This window comes from Pseudomonas hefeiensis (genome assembly GCF_030687835.1).
In the GTDB taxonomy this organism is placed as follows: Bacteria; Pseudomonadota; Gammaproteobacteria; order Pseudomonadales; family Pseudomonadaceae; genus Aquipseudomonas; species Aquipseudomonas hefeiensis.
Window position 1 is genome coordinate 874,549 of the sequence record NZ_CP117449.1, and the last position, 24,814, is coordinate 899,362.

Here is a 24,814-nt window from a genome sequence, read left to right on the forward strand (position 1 = left end):
GGGCGAGCGGGGGCGTTGTGCTGGATCTGCCGCGACGTGACGAAAGCGCCAAGGCGATGGCTCTTTTTGAATGATTTTAATGACATTACCCAAGGCGCCCATTTCTTCCGGGAAATGGGCGCTTGTCGTGATCAGACCCGGAAGTGACTCACCATCATCTGCAACTGATTGCCCAAGCGTGCCAGTTCAACACTGGACGCTGCGGTTTCTTCGCTGGCGGCGGCGGTCTGTTCGGACACGTCGCGCACGTTGATGATGCTGCGGCTGATCTCCTCGGCCACGGCGCTTTGTTCTTCGGCAGCGGCGGCGATCTGCTGGTTCATCGACTGGATGTTCGACACCGTGCGGGTGATGTTTTCCAGTGATACGCCGGCCTTGCGGGTCAGGGCTACGCTGCTGTCGGTGAGGCTGCGGCTATTGTTCATCACGGCGGCCACTTGTTGGGTGCCATTCTGCAGACCGGCCACCAGCCCTTCGATTTCCTCGGTGGACTTCTGCGTGCGCTGGGCCAGGCCACGGACTTCGTCGGCAACCACCGCGAAGCCACGACCGGCTTCACCGGCACGCGCCGCTTCGATCGCCGCGTTCAGGGCCAACAGGTTGGTTTGTTCGGCGACGGCCTTGATCACGTCCATGACGCTGCCGATCTTGTCGCTTTCCTGTTGCAGCACGGTCATGGCGTCGGTGGAACGCTCCACTTCACTGGCCAGGCGTTCGATCTGGGCGATGGCTTCGTTGACCACCTGGTCGCCGGCCCGGGCTTCACCGTCTGCGGCGGCGGCTGCCTGGGACGCCTCTTCGGCGTTGCGGGCGACTTCCTGAACCGTGGCGGTCATCTCGTGCATGGCGGTCGCCACCTGATCGGTCTCGACTTTCTGGCTGTTGACCCCGGCGCTGGTCTGCTCGGTCACCGCGGACAGTTCTTCGGCGGCGCTGGCGATCTGAGTCACGCCATCACGGATGCCGCTGATCAAGTCGCGCAGGGTCACGCCCATGCGCGCGATGCCTTGTTGCAGTACGCCCAGTTCATCGCGACGGGTGACCACGACGTTTTGCGACAGGTCGCCACTGGCAATACGATCAACCACGGCCAGGGTTTCGCGCAGTGGTCGGGTGATCTGGCGAGTGATGATGACCGCCGCGATGATGCCTACCAGCAATGCCAACAAAGTGCTGACCAGTTGCAGGGTGCGGGCCTGGGCGCTTTCGGCATCGCGACGGTCGAGCTGGATCTGATACAGCTGTTCGCTCAGGGAGACGATGGTCGTGCCCTGGTCGGTCATTTCCTTGCGGGCCTGCGCTGCCTCGGCAATGGCCAGGGTGAAAGCCTGGACGGAGCTGCGGTATTGCGTCAGGACAGCTTCGAGCTGACGCAGCTCATCTTGCCGGGTGCTGGCGAAATACACATTCAGCGGTTGGAGCGAAGCGATGGCGGCGTCCAGTTGGGCGACGGCCTTGCGTTCGTTTTCGGCGTTGCTCTTGGCGGTGTAGCCGCGCACTTCATAGCGGGCCAACATGAACGCCTGCTTGGCCTCGGTGATGGCCTGGTACTGTTCGAAGCGCTGGTCGCTCGAGAGCATTTGCTGAACGTCAGTATTGATCGTCTCGATCAGCTTGTAAGCGGTCCCGGCGTTGGCGGTCATCGTGCCGCGGGCGGTGTTGCCGGTGCGGTAGGCGTTGCGCATTTTGTTCAGGGAAACCTGATAGGCGCTGATCGTCGCGCTCTGCTCCTTGAGCAGCTTGACGTTTTCCGGGCTCTTGAAGCTGCTTAGCAGTGCGTTCTGTTGCGCCACGAAACCATCGAGGGTGGTTTGCACATTCTGTGCGGCGGTCTCGTCGCCATTGGTCAGCATGTATTGCAGGCGCACGACGCGAAGTTTGGTCAGACCGGCATTCAGCTTGGTGATGTCGCTCATCCAGTTGCTGCGGTCGATCAGCCCTCCCAGGCTGGTCCAACTGGTCAGCGCCAGGACGCAGGTCAGTGCCAGCACCAGGCCAAAGCCCAGGCCCAGTTTCATGTTGACGCTAATGTTGCCAAACCAGCTATTCATCAAATTCCTCCAGGAACGTTGTGTTGCTTGATCGTCGGTACGCTGGAAGATTGTTGTTTTTGAGCCAGCTAAAACGTGTAACAGGGCTGTATCGGCTGGCGACTCTGGATCTGAAAGGATTTTTTTCGGGTGTCAGGCATTGGCTGAGGATTTTGCTGCGCGCCTCAGGCTTATCCTGAATTTCAGACAAAAAAAAGCCCGCGGGAGGGCGGGCTAAAACCTTAGTTTCTTGAATGAGCGAGGGGACTTTACCCAATCACGCGAACGTGTGGGGTGAAGAAAAGTTCATGAGGGACGGGTTTCAATGAGCAGGGAAACGAAGCCCTCAACCTGGATCAGATTGAGGGCTTCTCTCAGCGCCTGACAGCCTCAGCCGAGATCAAACCGATCCAGGTTCATCACCTTGACCCATGCCGCGATGAAGTCACTGACGAACTGCTCCTGCGCATCGGCGCTGGCATACACTTCGGCCAGGGCTCGTAGTTGAGCGTTGGAGCCGAAGACCAGATCGACACGAGTGCCGGTCCATTTGGCTTGACCGGTCTTGCGGTCACGGGCTTCGAACGTTTGCTGGTCGTCCGAGAGCGGTTTCCATTCCACGCCCATGTCCAGCAGATTGACGAAGAAGTCGTTGGTCAACGCCCCTGGCCGTTGGGTAAAAACCCCATGCCGGGTTTGGCCGACATTGGTATCAAGCACGCGCAGGCCGCCGATCAGCGCGGTCATCTCCGGGGCGCTGAGGGTCAGCAGTTGCGCCTTGTCGATCAGCAGTGCCTCGGCGGATACGCGATACCTGCCCTTGAGGTAGTTGCGAAAGCCATCGGCGATGGGTTCAAGAAAGCCGAACGACTCGACGTCGGTCTGCTCCTGGCTGGCGTCCATACGCCCCGGCGAAAAAGGCACCGTCACGCTGAATCCGGCATTTTTCGCCGCCTGTTCGATGCCGGCGCTGCCGGCCAGCACGATCAGGTCCGCCAGGGAGATTTTTTTGCCACCGGACTGGGCCCCGTTGAATTCGCTCCGGACCTTTTCGAGCGTCGCCAGCACCGGCGCCAATTGTTCCGGCTGGTTGGCCGGCCAGTCCTTCTGCGGGGCCAGGCGCAGCCGGCCACCGTTGGCGCCGCCGCGTTTGTCGGAGCCACGGAAGCTCGACGCGGCCGCCCAGGCGGTGGACACCAGTTGTGAAACCGACAGGCCCGAGGCCAACAGCTTGTCCTTGAGGGCCGCGATGTCGCTGTCGTTGACCAGGGTATGATCCACTGCCGGGATAGGATCCTGCCAGAGCAGCTCTTCGTTGGGCAGTTCCGGGCCGAGGTAGCGCGAGAGCGGGCCCATGTCGCGGTGGATCAACTTGAACCAGGCGCGGGCAAAGGCGTCGGACAACTGCTCTGGATTTTCCAGGAAGCGCCGTGAGATTTTTTCGTAGATCGGGTCGAAGCGCAGCGCCAGGTCGGTGGTGAGCATGGTCGGATTGCGGCGCTTGGCCGGATCGTGGGCGTCCGGAATGATGCCCGCGCCAGCTCCGTTTTTCGGTGTCCACTGGTGCGCCCCGGCCGGGCTCTTGGTCAGCTCCCACTCAAACCCGAACAGGTTCTCCAGGTAGTTGTTGCTCCAGCGGGTGGGCGTGGTGGTCCAGGTCACTTCCAGGCCACTGGTGATGGTATCGGGACCTTTGCCGGTGCCGAATGCGTTCTTCCAGCCCAGGCCCTGTTGTTCCAGGCCAGCGGCTTCAGGCTCGGCGCCGACATTGTCCGCGGGCCCTGCGCCGTGGGTCTTGCCGAAGGCGTGGCCGCCGGCAATCAGCGCCACGGTTTCTTCATCGTTCATGGCCATGCGGGCGAAGGTTTCTCGGATGTCCACCCCGGCGGCGACCGGGTCCGGTTGACCCTCGGGGCCTTCCGGGTTGACGTAGATCAGCCCCATTTGCACGGCCGCCAGCGGGTTCTCCAGATTGCGTCCCAGGTCGGTACGGCTTTCTTCATTGCCGGGTTCGGCCACCAGTTGTCCTTCGCCGGGATCTTGCATCGCGGCTTTATCCGGTTTGCCGTAGCGGGTGTCGCCGCCCAACCATTTGTTTTCGGAACCCCAGTAGACGTCTTCATCCGGCTCCCAGACGTCGGGACGACCGCCGGAAAAACCGAAGGTCTTGAAGCCCATGGATTCCAGCGCGACGTTGCCGGTGAGCACGATCAGGTCGGCCCAGGAAATGTTGCGACCGTATTTCTGTTTGATCGGCCATAACAGCCGGCGCGCCTTGTCGAGGCTGACGTTGTCCGGCCAACTGTTGAGAGGCGCAAAACGCTGCTGGCCGGAGCCCGCGCCACCGCGCCCGTCACCGGTGCGGTAGGTGCCGGCGCTGTGCCAGGCCATGCGGACAAAGAGCGGCCCGTAGTGCCCGAAGTCCGCCGGCCACCAGTCCTGGGAGTCGGTCATCAACGCATTCAGGTCATTTTTCAGGGCCTGGAAATCCAGGCTTTTGAATGCTTCGGTGTAGTTGAAATCCTCGCCCATGGGGTCGGACAACGGGGAGTGCTGGTGCAGGATCTTCAGGTTCAGCTGGTTGGGCCACCAGTCACGGTTCGTGGTGCCACCACCCGCGGCGTGGTTGAACGGGCATTTCGATTCGTTTGCCATGAGGAGCTACCTTCGGTCGTATTCATCCAGCTATCCAGCCCGGCGGGGCTTCGAATAGCGACAGGCGAAATAAATGACACAGGGCGCAGGGCTCACAGTTCGCTCAACTGATTGTGTATGGCCACACGGCAACGCGCGACGGCGGTCTGGTTGCCAGTACGGTGGCCCACGGCAAGCCCAGTACGGTTCTGAACGCTTCCTATCTCTTGTCAGGTTTCACGGGCCGGATTACACCAGCCTGAATTCAGGCTAGTCCCCCTTTGCCAGATAGCTAATAGGCGCAGTATTAACGGTCGATAGGGATAATCTTTTATCGGGGCCCAGCGGTGAGGCAGATGATATGAATGGCGCCTGCCGTGACGGACCCAACAATGAACAAATGCCCGCGCAGCACGGCCTTCCATGAAGCGGGTCACGCCCTGGCCTTTTGGTGGAACGGCCAACCGATAAAACGCATCACTGTGCGTACCAAGGTCGAGGCCTGCACAGGGCCCCTGTTCGACCTGCGCGGCAACCCGCAATACGCAGAAGGGTTGGTCGAAGCTGACTACCTTGTCCCACGTCCCGCCTTCGACGCCCCGGGGATCGCTGAATACCTGCCCTCGATGGTCGATGCCATTGAACGTGACTTGCTCCATTGCTTCGCGGGGCCCGTGGCCGAAGCGGTCTACCGGCACCGCAGGTCCGACCGGCTGATCAGGGGCAGCGGCCGGGGAGACCTGGACCGGGGGCACGAATTGATCAGCCTGTTGCCACCGCGCAAGCTACTTGTTGCCGAATCCCAGGCCATCGCCCGCAGCAGTTGTCTGGTGCATCGTTACTGGCCTGCTGTGTGTGCGGTGGCGAATCTTCTGCAAGCGCGAGGCATGGTCGAAGGCCACGTTGTGACGGCGCTGTTGTGTGAGATCACCGGGGAGTCGCCCAGCGTGCTGGGCAATGGGGTTAAAAGCCTTGATTCGCGAGCGGGAAGCCGCAAAGGCGTTGATCTGTTCACAGCGCCACTCACCTAAGAAAACGATGAATCCGTGGCCCATCAACATGTCCAGTATGTCGGTGGTCGAAGACATGGTTGTGTTGGCGCTGTTTGAGGAGATTTTGGCGCAGTTATGGCGCAGTTCTCAGAACTGCGCCATTTTTGGATGAAAGAAGTGGCGCAGTTTTGACGAACTGCGCCACAGCTCATCGCAGCAGAGGGATGTATTGTCTTTCGGCAGCTGTATTTCCCTCTTTGCGGCTATCAACGGGGGCGAGCCAGCCGTCCACTCGGCACATCGTCATGGCTAAAGAGGTGACCGTGGCGAGGGAGCAAGCACCCTCGCCACAGGGTGAAATCGATAGCCGCTCACCACAACCACCGACAATAAATCTCTCGCCCCTGTGCAATTGACGAGAATACGGCGTTATACCTCCGCGGCAGCGATTCGTGAAGGTATCAACGACCTGACCAAGCGTTTCAGGCTGCCGTATTAATCGCCTGCGTTTTTTGAAAGGGAATTCCAATGCCTAGCATCATCCCCACCGGCCGCTTGGCGGCCACCCGCACGTCTCGGTTCAGATTGTTCACCACCGCCAAGCCTCAACCCGTCATCGCGGTTGAATGCCCCAAGCAGCCCAGGCGTGCGCGGATGGCCGCTCAGGCCCAGCAGCTGCTGATGAACTATGCGCTGGGCCATTAGATTTTCAGGGCGTTGGCCAGGCGCAACATGGCGGCCTCAATTTCATACGCGGTCAGGGAGGAATAACCCAGCAGCCAGCCCAGTTGCTTCGGCTCGCCCGCGTACAGGCCGCTGAGGCCGGACAGTTGCACGCCGGCAGTGGCGGCCTGACGGATGGTTTTTTCCTCGGACCATCCGGCTTTCAGCAGACAGGGGATTTGTAACCCGCCCGGCGGCAGTTCGGCGGTAACCACCGTGCTCAAGTACGTGCCGATGGCATCGTGCATGATCGACCGGCGTCCGGCATACAGCTTGCGCATGGCCCGGACATGCGCGTTGTAATGGCCGTCTTCCATAAAGCGCGCCAGCGTCAGTTGCAGCGTTTGCGGAGTGTGGCCGTCCATCATGCTGCGCGCATAGGCAAAGGGCTTGACCAGTTCGGAGGGCAGCACCATATACCCCATGCGCAGGCCGGGGTAGAGGGTCTTGCTGAACGTGCCGATGTAGAGCGTGCGCTGATACTTGTCCAGACCCTGCACGCACGCCGTGGGTTGCCCGTCGTAATGGAACTCGCTGTCGTAGTCATCCTCGATGATCCACTTGCCTTTTTGCGCCGCCCAATTGATCAACTCAAGACGCCGCTCCAGCGGCAACGTCACGCCGGTGGGGTATTGGTGCGAGGGCGTGACATACACGCAATTGGCGCCGCTGCGGTCGGCGTACAGCAGGTCGGTGCGGATGCCCCGTTCATCGACATCAATGGGCAGCACCTTGGTTTCGGCGATTTCGAAGGCCTTGCGGGCGCCGTAATAGCCGGGGTTTTCCAGCAGAATCGGCTTGCCGGCGTCTACCAGCAACTGCGCGCACAGATACAACGCCTGGCGCGTACTGCTCAATACCAGCACCTGGTCGGGGGAGCATTTGGCCCCGCGTTCGAGGTTCAGGTAGGTGGCAATCGCTTTGCGCAGGGGCTCGGCCCCTTGTGGATCGCCATGCAGCAGCACGTTCGCGCGATAGTCCTTCATGACCTGGCGTTGCAAACGCTCCCAGACATCCGTCGGGAAGCTACGGGTTTCCGGCAGGCCGGTGGCGAATGCCTTGATGACTTGCTGATCGCGCACGCCGCCGGTGTCGAAGATCATCCGCCCGCGTTGGCTGAGTCCGGCGCCCGGTGCGGCGACGCTGCTCCTGACTTCCTGAGCCTTGAGGCGTCGGCGGCCGGCACCGCGCAATTCGACGCCCACCATGTCGCAGACGTAACTGCCGGCGCCTTCGCGGCGCACGATAAACCCGTCCCGATGCAACTGCACATAAGCGTTCTCAACGGTGTCGCGAGCGCAGCCCAGTGACTTGGACAGCACCCGCGTGGCGGGCAGTTTCAAACCGGGGCCGAGGGCTCCGTCGAGAATCAGCGCACGCAATGCACGTTGGATCCGCTGGTGCAAATCCAGCAACTGAAACTCAGCGTCGTTGAGGCGCATCTTCAGGGTTTCCAGCTCGAAGGTCTTTGCCATGTGGTCTGCTCTCTTTCCATGAACTGGCAGGTAAAGGCAGGCCAGTTTATCCGTAGACTCTGGCCCTCGCCACCCTAGGCTTTACCTCGGTGATTACGCACAGGGCGAGTGTTCTTGAACAGGGGTTACTCAACCATGGTCCGGTCACACAACTTCAGCGCAGGCCCCACCGCTGTGCCGTTGGATGTCCTCACTAAGGCGCACGAGGAGTTTTTTGATTTCGCCGGAACCGGCATGTCGGTGATGGAAATCAGCCACCGTTCGCAGATGTTCATGGCGGTGGCCCGCGAGGCCGAACAGGACCTGCGCGATATCCTCGGGGTGCCTGCGGCCTACAAAGTGCTATTCCTGCAGGGCGGCGCCTCGTTGCAGTTCGCTCAAGTGCCGATGAACCTGATCGGCGATAAAGGCACTGCGGACTACCTGCACACCGGCCTCTGGTCGGGCAAGGCGATCGAGGCGGCGCGGCGCTACTGCGATGTGCGTGTGGTCGCCAGTGCCCACGCGTCCGGTTTCGACCACGTGCCCCACGCCTCGGACTGGCGGCTCAACGCCGACGCTGCCTACTTGCACTACACCGAGAACGAGACGGTGCACGGCGTGCAGTTCATCGACACGCCCGCGAGCGATGCGCCGCTGGTGTGCGATGCCTGTTCAAGCCTGTTGTCCAAGCCGATCGACATCGCCCGCCATGGCCTGGTGTATGCCGCCGCGCAGAAAAACATGGGCGTGGCCGGGCTGACAGTGGTCATCGTGGACCCGGCGTTGCTCGAGCGGTCCCATGCCTTCACCCCGGACATTCTCAACTACGCGCGCATCAGCGACGCGCAGTCGATGCTCAATACCCCGGCGACTTTTCCCTGGTACCTCACCGGCCTGACGCTCAAGTGGGTCAAGCAAAGCGGCGGTCTGCAGGCCCTGCATCAGCGCAACCAGGCCAAGGCTCGAATGCTGTACCACGCCATCGATACGAGTGACGGGTTTTATCGCAACCCTGTGCAGTTGCCGTACCGCTCCATCAACAACGTGCCTTTCCGGCTGGCCGAGGCGGCGCTGGAGAAGACCTTTTTGCGGCGCGCCGAGCAGGCCGGCCTCAATGGCCTCAAGGGCCACGCCAGCGTTGGTGGCCTGCGCGCCAGCCTTTACAACGCCGTTTCAGTGCCGGCGGTCGAGGCGCTGTGCGATTTCATGAACGCGTTTGCGCGTGAGCATGGCTGAGCCGACCGCGCAAAGTGGTCTGGCCTGCTGCGTTAAAGCGTAGGGGGGAAACGTGCCATTCAACGGCTATAAATGACCGCCTACCAGCGGCCGGATACATCGTCCAGCAAGGAGCCAAGACTTATGACATCTACTCAATCCCAATCTTCCCCGCGTCTGCGGGACCTGCTTCACCCGATGGTTGCCGGGCTGATTTCGGTGCTCGTCAATTACGGCGGCACCTTCATCCTGGTCTTTCAGGCCGCCAAGGTCGCAGGGCTCAGCCCTGAGTTGACGGCCTCGTGGGTTTGGTCCGTGTCGATCGGGGTAGGGCTGACCGGGCTGTTCCTCAGTTGGGTGAGCCGCGAGCCGATCATCACCGCCTGGTCAACCCCGGCGGCGGCTTTTTTGATCGTCGCCTTGGCCACCACGCCCTACGCCGAGGCCATCGGGGCGTACATGATTTCGGCCGCAGCGTTCGTGCTGCTGGGCGTGTCCGGCTACTTTGAAAAAGCCGTTCGCCTGATCCCGCCCGGCGTGGCGGCGGGGCTGTTGGGCGGCATCCTGCTGCAATTCGGCATCGGCGCGTTCGCCAGCATGACCGTCGACCCGGTATTGGTCGGGGTGTTGATTGGTGCCTACATCCTGTTCAAGCGCTTGAGCGCGCGCTACGCGGTGGTCGGCATTCTGGTGCTGGGGCTTGGCTTTCTGCTGATGCAGGGGCGAGTGGATTTTACGGGGCTGGCGCTGGAGTTTGCGACACCTGTGTTCACGCGCCCTGAGTTCTCGGTCAATGCGTTGTTGAGCGTGGCGTTGCCGCTTTTTCTGATCACCCTCACGGGCCAGTACATGCCGGGCATGCTGGTGCTGCGCAATGACGGGTTCAACACCAGTGCCAACCCGATCCTCAGCGTGACAGGGCTGGGTTCTTTGCTGATGGCGCCGTTCGGTTCCCATGCCTTCAACATTGCGGCGATCACGGCCGCGATCTGCACCGGTAAGGAAGCCTCCGAAGACCCGTCCAAGCGCTGGATCGCCGGCGTGGCCGCAGGCATTTTCTACATCCTGGTGGGTATTTTTGGCGTGACCCTGGCGGCGGTGTTCATGGCCTTCCCGGCAACCTTCATCACCACCCTGGCCGGGCTGGCCCTATTGGGCACTATCGGCGCGAGCCTGGCCAATGCCATGGCGGACGTGAAATCGCGGGAAGCGTCGCTGATCACCTTTCTGGCCTGCGCGGCCAATATCACCCTGCTGGGCATCGGCGGTGCGTTCTGGGGGCTGGTCATCGGCCTGGCGGCCTACGCCGTACTCAATGGGCAGTTGCCGCGTCGTGAAAAGACTGTTGTCCCTCAGGCCGAACCGCTTGCAGGACACACCAAAGGAGCGGCGAACTGATGCCTGATCAAACCCAAGACTTCAACACCCTGCATGCGCGCCATGGTCGTTACCCACAAGCCGACAGTGTCGAGGACTTTCGCCGCAACCTGGCCGCCGTGCAGCAACGCATTGTCGAGGCGTGCCGTCGGGTAGGGCGGGATCCGGCCGGTGTGCGCTTGCTGCCGGTCAGCAAAACCTTTGATGAAGCTCATCTGCGTCTGGCCTATGCCGCCGGTTGCCGCCTGCTGGGTGAGAACAAGGTGCAGGAAGCACAGCGCAAGTGGGAAGCCATGACCGATCTGCAAGACCTGCAATGGTCGGTGATCGGCCACTTGCAGACCAACAAGGCCAAGCAGGTCGCACGCTTCGCCAGCGAGTTCCAGGCCCTGGACAGTCTACGGGTGGCCGAGGCGCTGGATCATCGCCTGCGCATCGAAGGTCGGCAGATGGACGTCTTCGTCCAGGTCAACACCTCGGGCGAAGCCAGTAAATACGGGCTGGCGCCGGATGATGTAGCGGCGTTCCTGAAAGCCATGCCAGCGTTCCCGAGACTGCGGATTCGCGGGTTGATGACTCTGGCGCTGTTCTCAGCCGACGTGGTGCGTGTGCGCCCGTGCTTTGTCCGGCTGCGTGAATTGCGTGACCGCTTGCTTGAGCACGCCCCTGATGGTGTGTCGCTAAAAGAGCTGTCGATGGGCATGTCGGGGGATTTTGAAATCGCCATTGAAGAGGGCGCGACCGTGGTGCGCGTCGGGCAGGCGATCTTCGGTGCCCGCGCCATGCCGGATGCGTACTACTGGCCGACCGCCGATGCATGCCCCCTCGATGACGACACGCCGTTGTCGATCACTCCCGGCTGTTGATCCATTTCTACAGGAAGGCCCGCAATGTCCGCTGCACCCGCTTACCTCATGCACACTTCAGCCCGCCAACCGGTTTCGTTCAGCCGAGGCCAGGGTGCCTCGTTGTGGGACACCGAGGGTGTTGAATATCTGGATGCCATCGCCGGCGTGGCGGTGACGAGCCTGGGGCATGCCAACCCCGAAATCGCCGCGGCCATCGCCGATCAGGCCAAGGTTTTACTGCACACGACGAACCTGTTTCGCATCCCATGGCAAGAGCAATTGGGCGAACGACTGTGCCTGCTTTCGGGCATGCAAAGGGCGTTTTTCTGCAATTCCGGCGCGGAGGCCAACGAGGCGGCGCTCAAACTGGCCCGTCTGCACGCCAATGCCCGACAGGTGACCCAACCGCAAGTGCTGGTGATGGACAACAGCTTTCACGGGCGCACCCTGGCCACTCTCGCGGCCACCGGCAATCCCGCCGTGCATCGCGGATTCGAGCCCCTGATACCGGGCTTTGTGCGAGTGCCCTACGACAACATCGAGGCGATTCGCCAGGTCGCGGCGCAGTCACCCGATATCGTCGCGGTGCTCGTCGAGCCGGTGCAGGGAGAGGGGGGCGTGCACGCCGCCTCTGCCGGCTACCTGCAGGCCCTGCGCCAACTGTGTGATGAACACGACTGGCTGATGATGATCGATGAAGTGCAAACCGGGCTGGGCCGAACCGGTACCTGGTTTGGTTTTGAACATGCGGACATCGAACCGGACGTCATCACCCTGGCCAAAGCGCTGGGTAACGGTTTCCCCATCGGCGCGTGCCTGGCGCGGGGCAAGGCCGCCGAGCTGTTTTCCCCCGGCCACCATGCGTCCACCTTCGGCGGTAACCCGCTGGCGTGCCGCGTAGCCTGCACAGTGCTCGACATCATGCAGCGCGATCACCTCCCGCAACGTGCTGCCGCCTCGGGCCGCCGCTTGTTGGCGGCCTTGAAGCTCGCGCTACGCAACCATCCTGAGGTGGTGTCCATTCGCGGCATTGGCTTGATGGTAGGCATCGAACTCAATCGCCCGTGCGCTGAACTGGTCGGCCGGGCCCGTGAAGAACAACGTCTGCTGATCACCGTCACACGGGGCACCACCGTGCGCCTGTTGCCGCCGCTGATCTGCGATGACGCACAGATCGACGACATCGCTGCGCGCATCACGCGCCTGCTGTCCCCCGCAGCTTGAATTCTTGACCAAGGACACTTGCACATGTACGACTCGACGCTGACCCTCAACGCTTTCGACCCTGAGCTGTATGAATCGATTCACAATGAAGAGCATCGCCAGGAAGACCATATCGAACTGATCGCTTCGGAGAACTACGCCAGCCCGCTGGTGATGAAAACCCAAAGCACAGTGCTCACCAACAAGTACGCCGAAGGCTACCCCGGCAAGCGCTATTACAGTGGCTGCGAATACGTCGATGTGGCCGAGCGGCTGGCCATCAAGCGGGTCAAGGCTCTGTTCAACTGCGACTACGCCAACGTGCAACCCCATGCGGGTGCCCAGGCCAATGCGGCAGTCTTCCTTGCACTGATCAACCCCGGTGATACGGTGATGGGCATGAACCTGGCCCAGGGCGGTCACCTTACCCACGGTAACCCGGCCAATTTTTCGGGGCGTCACTACACCATCGTGCCTTACGGGCTGGACCCGAAAACCGGCTTTCTTGACTATGACGAGATGGAGCGCATCGCCCTGCAGACACGCCCCAAAATGTTGATCGGCGGTTTTTCCGCGTATTCGCGGTATAAGGACTGGGCACGCATGCGCAGCATTGCCGACAAGGTAGGAGCTATCTTCTGGGTCGATATGGCCCACGTCGCCGGGTTGGTCGCGACGGGCGAATACCCGGACCCGCTGCCCCATGCGCATGTGGTTACCAGCACTACGCACAAAACTCTGCGTGGGCCACGCGGCGGTTTGATTTTGTCCAAGGGACAGGATGAAGCCTTCTACAAAAAGCTCGATAGCGCTGTGTTTCCCGGCGTGCAGGGCGGACCGCTGATGCACCAGATCGCGGCCAAGGCCGTGGCGTTCAAGGAAGCGCTTGCGCCGGAGTTCAGCACCTACCAGACCCAAGTGGTCGTCAACGCCCGCGCCATGGCGGGGGTGTTGCAAAAGCGCGGGTACAAGATCGTCTCGGGCGGCACCGACAACCATATGATGCTGATCGACCTGTCCGATAAGCCCTACACCGGCAAGGAGGCCGACGCGGCCCTAAGCAGTGCCTATATCACCGCCAACAAAAACTCGGTGCCGAATGACCCGCGCTCACCGTTTGTGACATCCGGCCTTCGTATCGGCACCCCGGCGGTGACCACCCGTGGGTTTGGTGTGGAGGCTTGCGAGCAAGTGGCCGGCTGGTTGTGCGACGTACTGGACGCCCTGGAAAACGGAGACAGCGACAGGGTCGGGCACCACGTGCGCGAACAGGTTGTCGCGCTGTGCCGTCGTTTTCCGGTCTATCGCTGAGTCAGGCCCGGCCATTGCCTTGGCAGATATCCGGCCGTGTCGCGTAGATCAGGCAGTGCTTGTCGGCATCATTGTAGTGCCGACACACTCCGTCCCCCCGATCCAGATACTGTGGTGTTGACGGTTTCGTGAGTGGTTTGCAAGTTGCTGCTCTGGTTCGCCAGTTCCACGCCACGGGCTAATCTGAGCCTCAAAGGGGAATGTGGGTTGTCGACAAAACCTGACGCAACCCCATGAACGAGCGAATCTGGCGAACCCCGGGCAGGTAAAGCAATTGCTCCGCGTGGAGCCGGTTGAAACTGTTGCTGTCCTTGGTTCGTATCAACATGAAGTAATCGAATTCCCCTGTCACCACATGGCATTCCATGCAGCCGGACACCTTTTGCGCCGCGGCTTCGAAGGCTGCGAAGGATTCTGGCGTCGAGCGGTCCAGCACCACGCCGATCAACACCACCATCCCTGCATCGAGCGCTTGATTGTCCAGCAACGCGACAATGTCCTTGATCAGGCCCGCCTGCTTGAGGCGTTCGACTCGTCGCAGGCAGGCCGGCGCGCTCAGTTTCACCTTCTCGGCGAGCGCCACATTGGAGATAGAGGCGTCTCGCTGCAGGGTCTTGAGAATGGCGCGGTCGGTCCGGTCCAGCGGGGGCGGCTCTGCGCCTGGGGTGCCGGGTTTCTTGTGGCTGTTTATTGCGTTCATATTTGATTCCGCAAAATAAAAATATGTTCATAATGCTATTTGATGATTTATGTTTCTTTAACTGATTAAAACTTGCAACACATATTTTCAGCTTTGTTCTTAATATTGAACTTGTCGAAGCCGCTCTGAAAGCACCTGGAACGCAGCCTTTTTTGCCTTTCGGTCTGGCGCTTGGATATTCAATAAACAAGGAGCAGAGTCATGAACCTGAATCGTTTTAAACGTTATCCGCTGACCTTCGGTCCTTCTCCCATCACGCCCTTGAAACGCCTCAGCGAACACCTGGGCGGCAAGGTCGAGTTGTATGCCAAACGTGAAGACTGCAACAGTGGCCTGGCCTTCGGCGGTAACAAGACGCGCAAGCTCGAATACCTGATTCCCGAGGCGCTCGAACAGGGCTGCGACACCCTGGTGTCCATCGGCGGAATCCAGTCGAACCAGACCCGCCAGGTCGCTGCCGTCGCCGCACATCTGGGCATGAAGTGCGTGCTGGTTCAGGAAAACTGGGTGAACTACTCCGATGCGGTGTATGACCGCGTTGGCAATATCGAGATGTCTCGCATCATGGGCGCGGATGTACGACTGGACGCCGCCGGGTTCGACATCGGCATCCGGCCCAGTTGGGAGAAGGCCATGGACGATGTGGTGGCGCGGGGTGGCAAGCCGTTCCCGATACCGGCAGGTTGTTCCGAACATCCCTACGGCGGCCTCGGGTTTGTCGGCTTTGCCGAGGAAGTACGGGAGCAGGAAAAACAACTGGGGTTCAAGTTCGACTACATCGTGGTCTGCTCCGTGACCGGCAGTACCCAGGCCGGCATGGTCGTCGGTTTCGCCGCGGATGGCCGCTCGAAGAACGTCATCGGCATTGATGCTTCGGCCAAGCCAGAGAAAACCAAGGCACAGATACTGCGTATCGCCCGGCACACCGCTGAGCTGGTGGACCTGGGTCGTGAGATCACCGAAGACGACGTGGTGCTCGATACACGCTTCGCCTACCCGGAATATGGGTTGCCCAACGAAGGTACGCTGGAAGCCATTCGTCTGTGTGGCAGCCTCGAAGGGGTGTTGACCGACCCGGTGTATGAAGGCAAATCCATGCACGGGATGATTGAAATGGTCCGCCGTGGCGAGTTCCCCGAAGGCTCGAAAGTGCTTTACGCACACTTGGGCGGGGCACCTGCGCTGAACGCCTACAGCTTCCTGTTCCGCAACGGCTGATTAACGCCAATAACCTGGAGGAGCGAGTTTGTTCACGAAGCGCTGGGTTAGTCGGCATCGATGTTGAATGTCACGGCCTCATCGCCGCCCGGAGCAAGTTGCTCCTACCAAGCCGCCGGGAGTACCGCCATGCATGCGATATCGCAATCTGCAATCTGGATCAAGGAGCCTTCGGTGGATGCCGGAGTGGTCATCGTTACCAGCGCCGCGTTGCCCAAATACATGATCGACAAGCTGCACGTGGCAATAGATGACTGGGACCAGGTGGCTTATCTAGCCGTCAAGCAATCCGAGGCGTTGATGGTCGACTGGTTGCGGGTCGGGTCTGGCCCGGAACAATCTGCTGGGGGCTACGCGTGTTATGCCAGCCAACTGTTGCACTGCGTCTCCCACGAAAGTTTTTTACTGGATGTCGAAGTCGGCCCGGTTCCCGGCTTGGCCTGGCTGGGGTCCGTGCGCGGTCACCCGTTGCGCGTCGTCGAACTGGCAACGATAGCCTCATCCACCGCAGCGATGGATCAACAGGTAGAACAAGTGCTTTCGGCGACCCGCCGTCTGGCAAAAAGCGTGCTGCAGGCGCGCGGCGTCATTTAGCCAATGTCCGCGCCAATTCACCTGTTGAATCAACCACCCAAACAACAAAGGCCACGCCTATGAGCCAAGCTGCCGGCTGTCGCAGCAACGCCCTGAAGTGGGTGCGCGAGCCTTCAAATTGCACGCGTGTCGTGGTCATCGCGTGCGGGCTTGATAGCGATCACATTGACTTGATCCATCAGGGGTTCAGCTGTTTTGACAATGTTGCACTGATCCATATCGATGCTGTGAACACGCTGCCTGGCCAGCTCGCTGAAGTGCGAGTGGCCAAGGCTGACTATTGTTTTGTAGTGCTCGGTGAACTGGATGAGCGTTTATTGCGCGACCTTTCCATTGGTCAGCCCTGCATCTACCCGATTGCTTCAGACGGGACGGCCGAACGTTCGATTATTGCGGCGGTAGAACAGGTGAAAAGCCTCGCCCGGGTGAATCGTTCGCACCACCTTGAAGTGTTACCCGACACCTGCAGGAGCTGCTCATGAGCGCGTCCGATATCCAGACCCAATTGCCGGGCCAGACAGTTGAAGATGAACAGGAAATGGCCGAGTGGCAGGAAGCGTTGCTGTCCGTTATCGCTCACGGTGGCAAGGTCCGAGCAAAACAGATCCTCGACAGGCTGGTGGCCTTGGCCGGCACTTGCGAGATCGGTTGGCGACCCAGCCACGGCACGCCTTATATCAATACGATCAGCGTCGAGCAGCAGCCGGTGTTTCCGGGCGACCTGGCGCTGGAAGAGCGACTGGCGTCGATCATGCGCTGGAACGCGCTGGTCATGGTCGCCAGAGCCAACCAGGCCTATGGGGAACTGGGTGGCCACATCGCCAGTTACGCCAGCGCCGCCGATTTGTTTGAAGTGGGCTTCAACCATTTTTTCAAGGCGCGCACCGACACGCGCGGCGGTGATCTGGTGTTTTACCAGCCGCACTCGGCACCGGGCGTTTATGCGCGGGCCTTTCTGGAAGGACGCCTCGAGGAACAGGATCTGCAACATTATCGGCAAGAGATCAGCGCTCGTGCCAATGGCGCTCGGGGTTTGTCGAGTTACCCGCACCCGTGGTTGATGCCAGACTTCTGGCAGTTCCCGACCGGCTCGATGGGCATCGGTCCGATCAGCTCGATCTACCAGGCGCGTTTCATGCGTTATCTGGAACACCGCGGCCTGCAAAATACCTCGGGACGAACCGTCTGGGGGGTGTTTGGCGACGGTGAAATGGATGAGCCGGAAAGCATGTCAGCACTGACCCTGGCGGCGCGTGAAGGGCTGGATAATCTGGTGTGGGTGGTCAACTGCAACCTTCAGCGCCTGGACGGTCCGGTGCGGGGTAACGGTCGCATCATCGATGAGTTGGAGGCTCTGTTCGGCGGGGCCGGCTGGAATGTCATCAAACTGGTCTGGGGCTCCGACTGGGACGGATTGTTTGCCCGGGATAAAGACGGCGCGCTGGTCCGGGCATTGTCGGCGACGGTCGATGGCCAGTTCCAGACGTTCGCGGCCAAGGATGGGCGCTTCAACCGTGAGCATTTTTTCGGCCAGGACGAAGCCCTGGCGCATTTGGCCCAAGGCCTGACCGACGAGCAGATCGACCGCCTCAAGCGCGGTGGTCATGACCTGGTGAAAATCTTTGCCGCGTATCAAAGCGCAATGCTCGAGGGCAAGAAGCCTACGGTCATCCTCGCCCAGACCAAGAAGGGTTTCGGCATGGGCGACGCCGGGCAGGGCAAGATGACCGTGCACCAGCAGAAGAAACTCGATAATGAGGCGTTGATCGCATTCCGCAACCGTTTCAACCTGCCGTTGACCGATGAACAGGCTATCTCGCTGAGCTTCTTCAAGCCGGGCGACGGCAGTGCCGAAATACGCTACCTGCATGAGCGCCGCCGTGCGTTGGGCGGTTACATGCCTACGCGACCGTCGACCTGCGAGTCATTGGCCGTCCCCGATGTAGACAGCTACGCCGGGTTTGCCATCGCCGCCGAAGGCAAGGAAATGTCCACCACCATGGCCTTCGTGCGCATGCTCAGCGGATTGCTGCGGGACAAGCAATTGGGGCCGCGAATCGTACCGATCGTGGCGGATGAAGCGCGTACCTTCGGCATGGCCAGCCTGTTCAAGCAGATCGGCATCTACTCCAGCGTGGGGCAGCGTTATGAGCCGGAGGACATTGGTTCGATCCTGAGTTATCGAGAAGCCCTGGACGGGCAGATTCTCGAAGAGGGCATCAGCGAGGCTGGCGCCATCAGTTCCTGGGTGGCTGCCGCGACCAGCTACTCGGTGCATGGCCTGCCGATGTTGCCGTTCTACATCTATTACTCGATGTTCGGCTTCCAGCGCATCGGCGACCTGATCTGGGCGGCGGCGGATCAGCGCGCTCGCGGGTTCCTGCTCGGCGCGACTGCAGGGCGCACAACCCTGGGCGGCGAAGGCTTGCAGCACCAGGACGGTAACAGTCATGTGATGGCGTCGATGGTGCCCAACTGTCGCGCCTACGATCCCGCGTTCGCCGGTGAGTTTGCGGTGATTCTGGATCACGGCATGCGCCAGATGCTGGAGCGCCAGGTCGACGAGTTTTACTACGTCACCTTGATGAACGAGAACTACCCGCAGCCCAACCTTCCCGAAGGCGTCGAACAGGCGATCATCAAGGGCATGTACGCATTTGCCCGGCATGAAGTGACGAATACGCGCGGCACCGTGCAGTTGCTGGGTTCCGGCACGATCCTGCGCGAAGTCATTGCCGCCGCCGAGTTGCTGGCCCATGACTGGAGCATCGACAGTCAGGTCTGGAGCGTCACCAGCTTCAGCGAGTTGGCCCGGGATGCGCGGGAAGTGGAACGCTGGAATCGCCTGCATCCCGGACAACCTGCCAAATGCAGTCATGTTCAGGAATGCCTCGACGACTCGGCACCGATCATTGCCTGTACCGATTACGTGCGCGCCTTGCCCCAGTTGATCGCCAGTTATCTCGAGGCCCGTTACACCGTGCTCGGCACCGACGGGTTTGGCCGCAGCGATACCCGCAACCAACTGCGCAGGTTCTTCGAAGTGGACCGCCACCAGATTGTCTTGAGTGCGCTGACCTCACTGGTCCATGAGGGGCGTCTGGACGCCAGTGTCTGTGCCGAGGCGATTGCGCGCTATGCCATTGATGTTGATGACGTCGCGCCTTGGGACGCTTGAAACCGACTTCAGACAGAATCGAATTTTCAGGAAAGGGTTATGAAGTGAATCAGTTTGCGATGATGTTGGCTGTGCCGACGCCTTCGCGAGCAAGCCCGCTCCCACCGGTTTTTGTGTTGAGTCCGGATGTTGTGAACACCCGCAACCCCATGTGGGAGCGGGCTTGCTCGCGAAAGCGGTGAGTCAGTTTGCGATGATGTTGGCTGTGCCGACGCCTTCGCGAGCAAGCCCGCTCCCACAGGTTTTTTGTGTTGAGTCCGGATGCTGTGGGCACCCGCAATCCCTTGTGGGAGCGAGCCTGCTCGCGAAAGCGGTGAATCAGCTTGTGATGATGTTGGCAGTGCCGCCGCCTTCGCGAGCAAGCCCGCTCCCACAGGTTTTTGTGTCGTGTTCAGATGTTGTGAACACCTGCAATCCCTTGTGGGAGCGGGCTTGCTCGCGAAAGCGGTGGATCAGCTTGTGATGATGTTGGATGTGCCGGCGTCATCGCGAGCAGGCTCGCTCCCACAGTTTTTTGTGTTGAGTCCGGATGCTGTGGGCACCCGCAATCCCTTGTGGGAGCGGGCTTGCTCGCGAAAGCGGTGGATCAGTTTGTGATGATGTTGGATGTGCCAACGCCTTCGCGAGCAAGCCCGCTCCCACAGTTTTTTGTGTCGTGTTCAGATGTTGTGAACACCTGCAACCCCATGTGGGAGCGGGCTTGCTCGCGAAAGCGGTGTATCAGTTTGCGATGATGTTGGCTGTGCCGACTGAACTGCTCTCGCCGACAGCCAGAATAGTCGCCACCAAGGCCTGCGCGCGAGGCACCAGGGTGTCCAGTTCCAGGTATTCACGATCGGTGTGGACCTTGCCACCCACCGGCCCGAGGCCACACAGGGTTGGAATGCCCAGGCTGGCCGTGAATCCAGAGTCGGCGCAACCGCCGGTGAACTCGCCTTCGACGCTGAAACCCAGCGCCAGCGCTTTTTGTTGGTAGATGTGCAGCAGCCGTTCGCTGTGATGGGCTTCCATCGGTAGAAAGGTCGTCGCTTCCTTGAGGATGGCGCGGGTGCCGATCAGTTCTTCTTCTGCGACGATGGCCTGGATTGCGCTAAAGATCTGATCCCAGTGCTTGAGTTCGATGAAGCGCACGTCCAGCCGGGCGCAGGCGCTAGGCGCAACGGTGTTGCTGGACGTGCCACCGGACATCAGGCCCACATTAGTCGTGATGCCTGCCGAGTAATCGGTCAAGGCATGCAGCTTGACGATCTTGCGTGCCAGGGCCTCGATGGCGCTGGCTCCGTCGGCATGGTTGACCCCGGCATGCGCCGCGCGGCCGCTGACTTCGATGATCAATGTGGCTCCGCCTTTGCGCGCGCTGACCACGTTACCGCTGGCCCGGCCGGGTTCGGTATTGAGCACGGCGCGGGCGGCACGGGCGGCGTTTTCGATATGGGCTCTGGCGCTGCCGGAGCCGATTTCTTCGTCACCGGTGAACAGAACCTGCACCGGATAGGGCAACTGACCGGCGCGTTTGAGTGCCTTGAGCGCGAAGCAATTGAGCACCAGGCCGCCTTTCATGTCGGCGACGCCGGGGCCATAGGCGAGGATGGCGTCGCGGCTATAGCCGCGAGTGGTGGTGGTGCCTTTGGGGAACACCGTGTCGCGATGGCCCAGCAACAGCACCGGCTTTCCAGGTTCGCCTGGCACTTGGGCAAGCATCACGTCGCCAAAACCATCGACCGGCAGGCGCTTGAGCAGGATACCGTCGGCTTCCAGTTCAGCCGCGAGCAGCGCGCCCACCGCGTCGACGCCCGCCTTGTCATAGCTGTTGGAGTCGGTGTCGACGATACGCTGCAGCAGCGCTTCCATGGCTTGGCGCTGGCCAGCAAGCCAGTCCAGCGCCTGTTGTGGAGTGGCGCTCATTGCGCCTGCTCCCGCAACTGATGTTCCTGAGTCAGGCGTGCCGCGTCGTTGCCCAGGTCCCAGAATAGCCCGGCCATGATTTGCAGGCTTTCCTTGACCACCGGTGCGAGCAAGTGCTCGTTCGGCGCATGTTGTGAGCAGGCCGGGTACGAGTGCGGCACCCACAATGTTGGCAGGCCGAGCACGTCCGCGAACACATCGTTGGGCAGCGATCCACCGAGGTTTGGCAGCAGCGCAGGTTTTTTGCCGGTGGTCTGTGTCAGGGAGCTGAGCGCCCAATTGACCCATGGGCTTTGCGGGTCTAGCCGAGTGGCATGCATCACATCGATGCGGCTTTGCCTGACCTCGACATTGCTGAAACCATGAGCGTCCAGGTGGGTGCGCACAGCCGGGATGAAGGTCGTGTAGTCGCTGTTCACCACGAAGCGGATATGGCAGTGGGCGTTGGCCTTGCCAGGGATCGCATGCACGGGGGCGTCCGGGTTGCCGGTCTTGAAGGCGATGACGTCGAGGGTGTTCCAGCCGAACACCTTTTCGCTCAGCGAGAGCTGCGGATTACCCCAGTTGGCGTCGATTTCCGGATCGCCCGGCCCGCCACCCACGTCAATATCGGCCAGTGCCTGGCGAACCGGCTCCGGCAGTGTCTCGGGCATCAGCCCCGCCACTTTCACCCGACCGTGTTCATCGACCATGCTCGCGATGGCATTGGCCAGAATAATGCCGGGGTTGGCCAGCAACCCGCCCCAGTTACCAGAGTGATGAGCGCCCTCGCGCAAGTTGACCGCCAACTCGAAGTTGAACACCCCGCGTGAGCCGAGAAAAATCGTCGGTCGTGATGCCGCCAGGCGCGGGCCGTCCGAGGCGATGAAAATATCTGCCGCGAGCTCTTTGCTGTGCGCGGCACAGAATGCATTCAAGCCCGGCGAGCCCTCTTCTTCGCCCATTTCCAGCAGCAGTTTGACGTTGAAACCCAGCTTGCCGTCGCGAGCCTTGAGCGTTTGCTCCAGTGCGGTCAGGTTGATCAGGTGCTGGCCTTTGTTATCTGCCGTGCCACGACCGTACCAGCGATCGCCCTCAACCGTGACTTGCCACGGCGACAGGCCTTCCCGCCATTGCGCTTCATAGCCACGCACCACATCACCATGGCCGTAACTGAGAACGGTCGGCAGTTCTGGATGTTCAATGCGTGTGGCGATCATGAAGGGACCGCGCTCTGCCACCGGGTTGTCATAGATCTTGACGCTGAAGCCCATCGCCTCGACATGCGGGGTGATGAAGTCATTGAGGTAGCGGTACAACTCAGGCTGGCTGTCCGTTGCCTGGCTTTCGGTGTGCAAGGCGACGCTACGTTCGAGCAGGTTAAAAAATGCGCCGTTGTCAAATTGCTCTGTGGTGTTGCTGATGGCCAGTGAACGACTCATGAGTGGACAAGCTCCAGTGTTTGGGCAGGAATGTCGTGAAGGTGGCAACGCACGTTGCCGCCGATAATCGAATCATTGGCCGGGTAGGCCGTTTTGCACGGTGCGAAGCAGCTCGGGCAGCGTGGATGGAAAGCGCAACCGGACGGCGGTGACATCGGATTGGGAAAAGTCCCGTGCAGGCCGATTTCGGGAATGCCCAGGCGCGGATCGGGCGTGAGCACCGAATCCAGCAAGGCGCGGGTATAAGGGTGGCCGGGTTGAGCGAACAACGCTTCGCGACTGCGTTCTTCGACGATGCGCCCCAGATACATCACCGCGACCCGGTCGGCGAGGTGTTCGATGACCGCCAGGTTATGGCTGATCAGCAGATAGGTCAGGCCGAATTCGCGCTTGAGGTCTTGCAGCAGGTTGAGAATCTGCGCCTGCACCGAAACGTCCAGCGCCGAGGTGGGTTCGTCGCAGATCAACACGTCAGGGCGCATGATCAACGCCCGGGCAATGGCCACCCGTTGCCGCTGACCGCCAGACAGTTGGCTCGGATAGCTGTCAATGACCCGTTTGGGCAGACCGACCACATCGAGCATCTCTTCGGTCTTCTTACGCCGCTCGGCGGTGCTGCCGATGTCATGCACGATCAGCGGCAGGGTAACGATTTCGCGCAGTGTCTTGCGTGGGTTCAGCGAGGAATACGGGTCCTGGAATATCGGCTGAATGTGCCGGGACATTTCCTTGCGATCAGTCGCCGCCAGATGTTTGCCATTGACCAGCACATCGCCGCTGGTAGGTGGCAACAGCCCGAGCAGCATCTTTGCCAGGGTACTTTTTCCACAACCGGATTCGCCTACCAGACCGAGGGTCTCGCCACGCATCAGGCGCAGGGAAACGCCATCTACGGCCTTCAGGGTGGCGGCGGGTTTGAAAAAGCCCTTGTTGATCCGAAACTCACGACGGATGTCACACAGCTCCAAAGCGATGTCTTTTTTCATGACCGTGCACGCTCCTGAAGGCGAATCGGTGCCGGGGCCGGTGCGGCGAACAGGCAGCGCGCCATGTGTCCGTCCTGTTCGACTGCGGGGATGTTTTGCGCGCAGGCTGGAATCGCCTGAGCGCAGCGATTGCGGAACGCACAACCTTGCTGTTCGCCTACCAGGCTCGGCACCAGGCCTGGAATCGAACCCAGCGCCTCACCCGGTTTGGTCCGGCCAGGGATAGGAATACTGGCCAGCAGACCACGGGTGTACGGATGCTGCGGGTTCTCGAACAGTTGTAAGGCAGGAGCGGTTTCGACGATTTCCCCGGCATACATCACGGCGACCCGATCGGCGATCCGTGCCACCAGCCCAAGGTCGTGGGTGATGAAGATCACCGCCAGACCGAGTTCTTTCTGAATGTCGCGGATCAAGCGCAATATCTGCGCTTGGATGGTCACGTCCAGTGCCGTGGTTGGCTCATCCGCGATGATCAGGTCCGGTTCACACATCAACGCCATGGCGATGATCACCCGCTGGCGCAAACCGCCAGACAGTTGATGCGGATACTGACGCAAGCGCTCGGCAGCATTGCTGATACCGACTTTCTCCAGCATCTGAGCGGCGCGAGCCAGGGCATCCTTGCGTGACACCTTACGATGCTGAGTCAGCACTTCGCTGAGCTGATCGCCAATGCTGTAGGCCGGGTTCAACGAGGTCATCGGTTCCTGGAAGATCATCGCCAGACGGTTGCCGCGCAGGTCACACATGCGCCGTTCGCTCTGGCCCAGCATGTCGATACCGTCCAGCGTCAGCCGGGACGCGGTGCGTTTGGCCTTGCGCGGCAACAGGTCCATCAGCGCCAGCGAGGTCAGGGATTTACCGCAGCCGGATTCGCCAACGATGCACAACATTTCACCGCGCTCGACTTCAAAATCCAGACCGCGCACGGCATGCAGCATGTCATCCGGCGTCGGGCTGTTGCCCATGGGAATGTCCACGCGCAGGTTTTTTACATGGAGTAGTGCCATGTTAGGTTC

Annotated in this window: 20 protein-coding genes and 1 pseudogene; 11 read left to right on the forward strand and 10 right to left on the reverse strand. The window is 60.8% G+C overall.

Annotated features, from left to right (window positions below; genetic code table 11):
• Positions 1-131 precede the first annotated feature (131 nt).
• From PSH57_RS29205 to katG, 3 genes and pseudogenes are all read right to left on the reverse strand, one after another.
• Positions 132-995 (reverse strand): methyl-accepting chemotaxis protein, encoded by an 864-nt coding sequence (locus PSH57_RS29205; RefSeq protein ID WP_422766088.1) that lies wholly within the window; start codon positions 993-995, stop codon positions 132-134.
• A gap of 42 nt (positions 996-1,037) precedes the next feature.
• Positions 1,038-1,916: pseudogene (locus PSH57_RS29210) on the reverse strand (methyl-accepting chemotaxis protein); the annotation flags it as partial.
• Between the two features lie 504 nt (positions 1,917-2,420).
• The gene (katG, locus tag PSH57_RS03725; protein ID WP_305387894.1) at positions 2,421-4,685 is read right to left on the reverse strand and encodes a catalase/peroxidase HPI; all 2,265 of its coding nucleotides are present in this window, start codon (positions 4,683-4,685) and stop codon (positions 2,421-2,423) included.
• 371 nt (positions 4,686-5,056) lie between these two features.
• Between katG and PSH57_RS03730 the strand changes: the two genes are divergently transcribed.
• Together PSH57_RS03730 and PSH57_RS03735 are read left to right on the forward strand one after the other, a co-directional pair.
• On the forward strand, positions 5,057-5,695 hold the full coding sequence (locus PSH57_RS03730; RefSeq protein ID WP_305416369.1) for a hypothetical protein: 639 nt from the start codon (positions 5,057-5,059) through the stop codon (positions 5,693-5,695).
• Between the two features lie 489 nt (positions 5,696-6,184).
• The gene (locus tag PSH57_RS03735) at positions 6,185-6,361 is read left to right on the forward strand and encodes a hypothetical protein (RefSeq protein ID WP_305387896.1); all 177 of its coding nucleotides are present in this window, start codon (positions 6,185-6,187) and stop codon (positions 6,359-6,361) included.
• Here the strand turns inward: PSH57_RS03735 and pdxR are convergent.
• Positions 6,358-7,854 carry a MocR-like pyridoxine biosynthesis transcription factor PdxR gene (gene pdxR / locus PSH57_RS03740; RefSeq protein ID WP_305387897.1) on the reverse strand — a complete coding sequence of 499 codons (1,497 nt, stop codon included), beginning with the start codon at positions 7,852-7,854 and terminating at the stop codon, positions 6,358-6,360. The genes PSH57_RS03735 and pdxR overlap by 4 nt on opposite strands.
• A 135-nt stretch (positions 7,855-7,989) precedes the next feature.
• Here pdxR and serC point away from each other — a divergent pair, with 135 nt between their 5' ends.
• The 5 genes from serC (at position 7,990) to glyA (ending at position 13,790) form a co-directional block, all read left to right on the forward strand.
• Positions 7,990-9,072, forward strand: a complete 1,083-nt coding sequence (gene serC, locus PSH57_RS03745; RefSeq protein WP_305387899.1) for a 3-phosphoserine/phosphohydroxythreonine transaminase — start codon at positions 7,990-7,992, stop codon at positions 9,070-9,072.
• A 123-nt stretch (positions 9,073-9,195) separates the two neighbouring features.
• Entirely contained in the window at positions 9,196-10,449 is a 1,254-nt protein-coding gene (locus tag PSH57_RS03750) for a benzoate/H(+) symporter BenE family transporter (protein ID WP_305387900.1), read from the forward strand.
• Positions 10,449-11,294: a YggS family pyridoxal phosphate-dependent enzyme gene (locus PSH57_RS03755; RefSeq protein ID WP_305387901.1), complete on the forward strand. Its 846-nt coding sequence runs from the start codon at positions 10,449-10,451 to the stop codon at positions 11,292-11,294. The genes PSH57_RS03750 and PSH57_RS03755 overlap by 1 nt, the downstream gene beginning before the upstream one ends.
• A gap of 24 nt (positions 11,295-11,318) precedes the next feature.
• Positions 11,319-12,500, forward strand: a complete 1,182-nt coding sequence (locus PSH57_RS03760) for an aspartate aminotransferase family protein (protein ID WP_305387903.1) — start codon at positions 11,319-11,321, stop codon at positions 12,498-12,500.
• A 24-nt stretch (positions 12,501-12,524) separates the two neighbouring features.
• Positions 12,525-13,790, forward strand: coding sequence for a serine hydroxymethyltransferase (gene glyA, locus PSH57_RS03765; protein WP_305387904.1), 1,266 nt, complete (start codon positions 12,525-12,527; stop codon positions 13,788-13,790).
• A 1-nt stretch (position 13,791) separates the two neighbouring features.
• Here the strand turns inward: glyA and PSH57_RS29215 are convergent, their stop codons facing one another.
• Positions 13,792-13,965, reverse strand: a complete 174-nt coding sequence (locus PSH57_RS29215) for a YkgJ family cysteine cluster protein (RefSeq protein ID WP_422766069.1) — start codon at positions 13,963-13,965, stop codon at positions 13,792-13,794.
• A 15-nt stretch (positions 13,966-13,980) separates the two neighbouring features.
• Complete coding sequence (locus PSH57_RS03775; protein ID WP_305387905.1) at positions 13,981-14,490, reverse strand: Lrp/AsnC family transcriptional regulator; 510 nt, start codon at positions 14,488-14,490, stop codon at positions 13,981-13,983.
• Between the two features lie 201 nt (positions 14,491-14,691).
• Here PSH57_RS03775 and PSH57_RS03780 point away from each other — a divergent pair, with 201 nt between their 5' ends.
• The 4 genes from PSH57_RS03780 to mdeB all read left to right on the forward strand — a co-directional run bounded on the left by PSH57_RS03780 (position 14,692) and on the right by mdeB (position 19,480).
• Positions 14,692-15,708 (forward strand): 1-aminocyclopropane-1-carboxylate deaminase, encoded by a 1,017-nt coding sequence (locus PSH57_RS03780; protein WP_256231695.1) that lies wholly within the window; start codon positions 14,692-14,694, stop codon positions 15,706-15,708.
• A 129-nt stretch (positions 15,709-15,837) separates the two neighbouring features.
• On the forward strand, positions 15,838-16,302 hold the full coding sequence (locus PSH57_RS03785; RefSeq protein WP_305387906.1) for a transketolase: 465 nt from the start codon (positions 15,838-15,840) through the stop codon (positions 16,300-16,302).
• A 59-nt stretch (positions 16,303-16,361) separates the two neighbouring features.
• Positions 16,362-16,784 carry a hypothetical protein gene (locus PSH57_RS03790; protein ID WP_305387907.1) on the forward strand — a complete coding sequence of 141 codons (423 nt, stop codon included), beginning with the start codon at positions 16,362-16,364 and terminating at the stop codon, positions 16,782-16,784.
• A complete protein-coding gene (gene mdeB / locus PSH57_RS03795) occupies positions 16,781-19,480 on the forward strand; it encodes an alpha-ketoglutarate dehydrogenase (protein WP_305387908.1) in 2,700 nt (899 codons plus the stop codon). Before PSH57_RS03790 ends, mdeB begins: the two co-directional genes overlap by 4 nt.
• Positions 19,481-20,200: 720 nt before the next feature.
• On the opposite strand, the gene PSH57_RS03800 is transcribed toward mdeB, so the two are convergent.
• Genes PSH57_RS03800 through PSH57_RS03815 form a run of 4 tightly spaced genes read right to left on the reverse strand, consistent with a single transcriptional unit; the run spans position 20,201 to position 24,805 of the window.
• Positions 20,201-21,385 carry a M20 family metallopeptidase gene (locus tag PSH57_RS03800; protein WP_305387909.1) on the reverse strand — a complete coding sequence of 395 codons (1,185 nt, stop codon included), beginning with the start codon at positions 21,383-21,385 and terminating at the stop codon, positions 20,201-20,203.
• Complete coding sequence (locus tag PSH57_RS03805) at positions 21,382-22,806, reverse strand: M20 family metallopeptidase (RefSeq protein WP_305387910.1); 1,425 nt, start codon at positions 22,804-22,806, stop codon at positions 21,382-21,384. The genes PSH57_RS03800 and PSH57_RS03805 overlap by 4 nt, the downstream gene beginning before the upstream one ends.
• Entirely contained in the window at positions 22,803-23,792 is a 990-nt protein-coding gene (locus PSH57_RS03810; protein WP_305387911.1) for an ABC transporter ATP-binding protein, read from the reverse strand. Before PSH57_RS03810 ends, PSH57_RS03805 begins: the two co-directional genes overlap by 4 nt.
• The gene (locus tag PSH57_RS03815) at positions 23,789-24,805 is read right to left on the reverse strand and encodes an ABC transporter ATP-binding protein (protein WP_305387912.1); all 1,017 of its coding nucleotides are present in this window, start codon (positions 24,803-24,805) and stop codon (positions 23,789-23,791) included. The genes PSH57_RS03810 and PSH57_RS03815 overlap by 4 nt, the downstream gene beginning before the upstream one ends.
• Positions 24,806-24,814: the final 9 nt, after the last annotated feature.

Bases quoted from the DNA above. Each gene is read 5' to 3' on its own strand.
- PSH57_RS03755 (WP_305387901.1), top strand. From the start codon at position 10,449: ATGCCTGATCAAACCCAAGACTTCAACACCCTGCATGCGCGCCATGGT.
- PSH57_RS03815 (WP_305387912.1), bottom strand. From the start codon at position 24,805: ATGGCACTACTCCATGTAAAAAACCTGCGCGTGGACATTCCCATGGGC.
- PSH57_RS03785 (WP_305387906.1), top strand. From the start codon at position 15,838: ATGCATGCGATATCGCAATCTGCAATCTGGATCAAGGAGCCTTCGGTG.
- glyA (WP_305387904.1), top strand. From the start codon at position 12,525: ATGTACGACTCGACGCTGACCCTCAACGCTTTCGACCCTGAGCTGTAT.
- pdxR (WP_305387897.1), bottom strand. From the start codon at position 7,854: ATGGCAAAGACCTTCGAGCTGGAAACCCTGAAGATGCGCCTCAACGAC.
- mdeB (WP_305387908.1), top strand. From the start codon at position 16,781: ATGAGCGCGTCCGATATCCAGACCCAATTGCCGGGCCAGACAGTTGAA.
- katG (WP_305387894.1), bottom strand. From the start codon at position 4,685: ATGGCAAACGAATCGAAATGCCCGTTCAACCACGCCGCGGGTGGTGGC.
- PSH57_RS03800 (WP_305387909.1), bottom strand. From the start codon at position 21,385: ATGAGCGCCACTCCACAACAGGCGCTGGACTGGCTTGCTGGCCAGCGC.
- PSH57_RS03810 (WP_305387911.1), bottom strand. From the start codon at position 23,792: ATGAAAAAAGACATCGCTTTGGAGCTGTGTGACATCCGTCGTGAGTTT.
- PSH57_RS29205 (WP_422766088.1), bottom strand. From the start codon at position 995: ATGGGCGTGACCCTGCGCGACTTGATCAGCGGCATCCGTGATGGCGTG.
- PSH57_RS03790 (WP_305387907.1), top strand. From the start codon at position 16,362: ATGAGCCAAGCTGCCGGCTGTCGCAGCAACGCCCTGAAGTGGGTGCGC.
- PSH57_RS03750 (WP_305387900.1), top strand. From the start codon at position 9,196: ATGACATCTACTCAATCCCAATCTTCCCCGCGTCTGCGGGACCTGCTT.
- PSH57_RS03805 (WP_305387910.1), bottom strand. From the start codon at position 22,806: ATGAGTCGTTCACTGGCCATCAGCAACACCACAGAGCAATTTGACAAC.
- PSH57_RS03775 (WP_305387905.1), bottom strand. From the start codon at position 14,490: ATGAACGCAATAAACAGCCACAAGAAACCCGGCACCCCAGGCGCAGAG.
- PSH57_RS03760 (WP_305387903.1), top strand. From the start codon at position 11,319: ATGTCCGCTGCACCCGCTTACCTCATGCACACTTCAGCCCGCCAACCG.
- PSH57_RS03780 (WP_256231695.1), top strand. From the start codon at position 14,692: ATGAACCTGAATCGTTTTAAACGTTATCCGCTGACCTTCGGTCCTTCT.
- PSH57_RS03730 (WP_305416369.1), top strand. From the start codon at position 5,057: ATGAACAAATGCCCGCGCAGCACGGCCTTCCATGAAGCGGGTCACGCC.
- PSH57_RS03735 (WP_305387896.1), top strand. From the start codon at position 6,185: ATGCCTAGCATCATCCCCACCGGCCGCTTGGCGGCCACCCGCACGTCT.
- serC (WP_305387899.1), top strand. From the start codon at position 7,990: ATGGTCCGGTCACACAACTTCAGCGCAGGCCCCACCGCTGTGCCGTTG.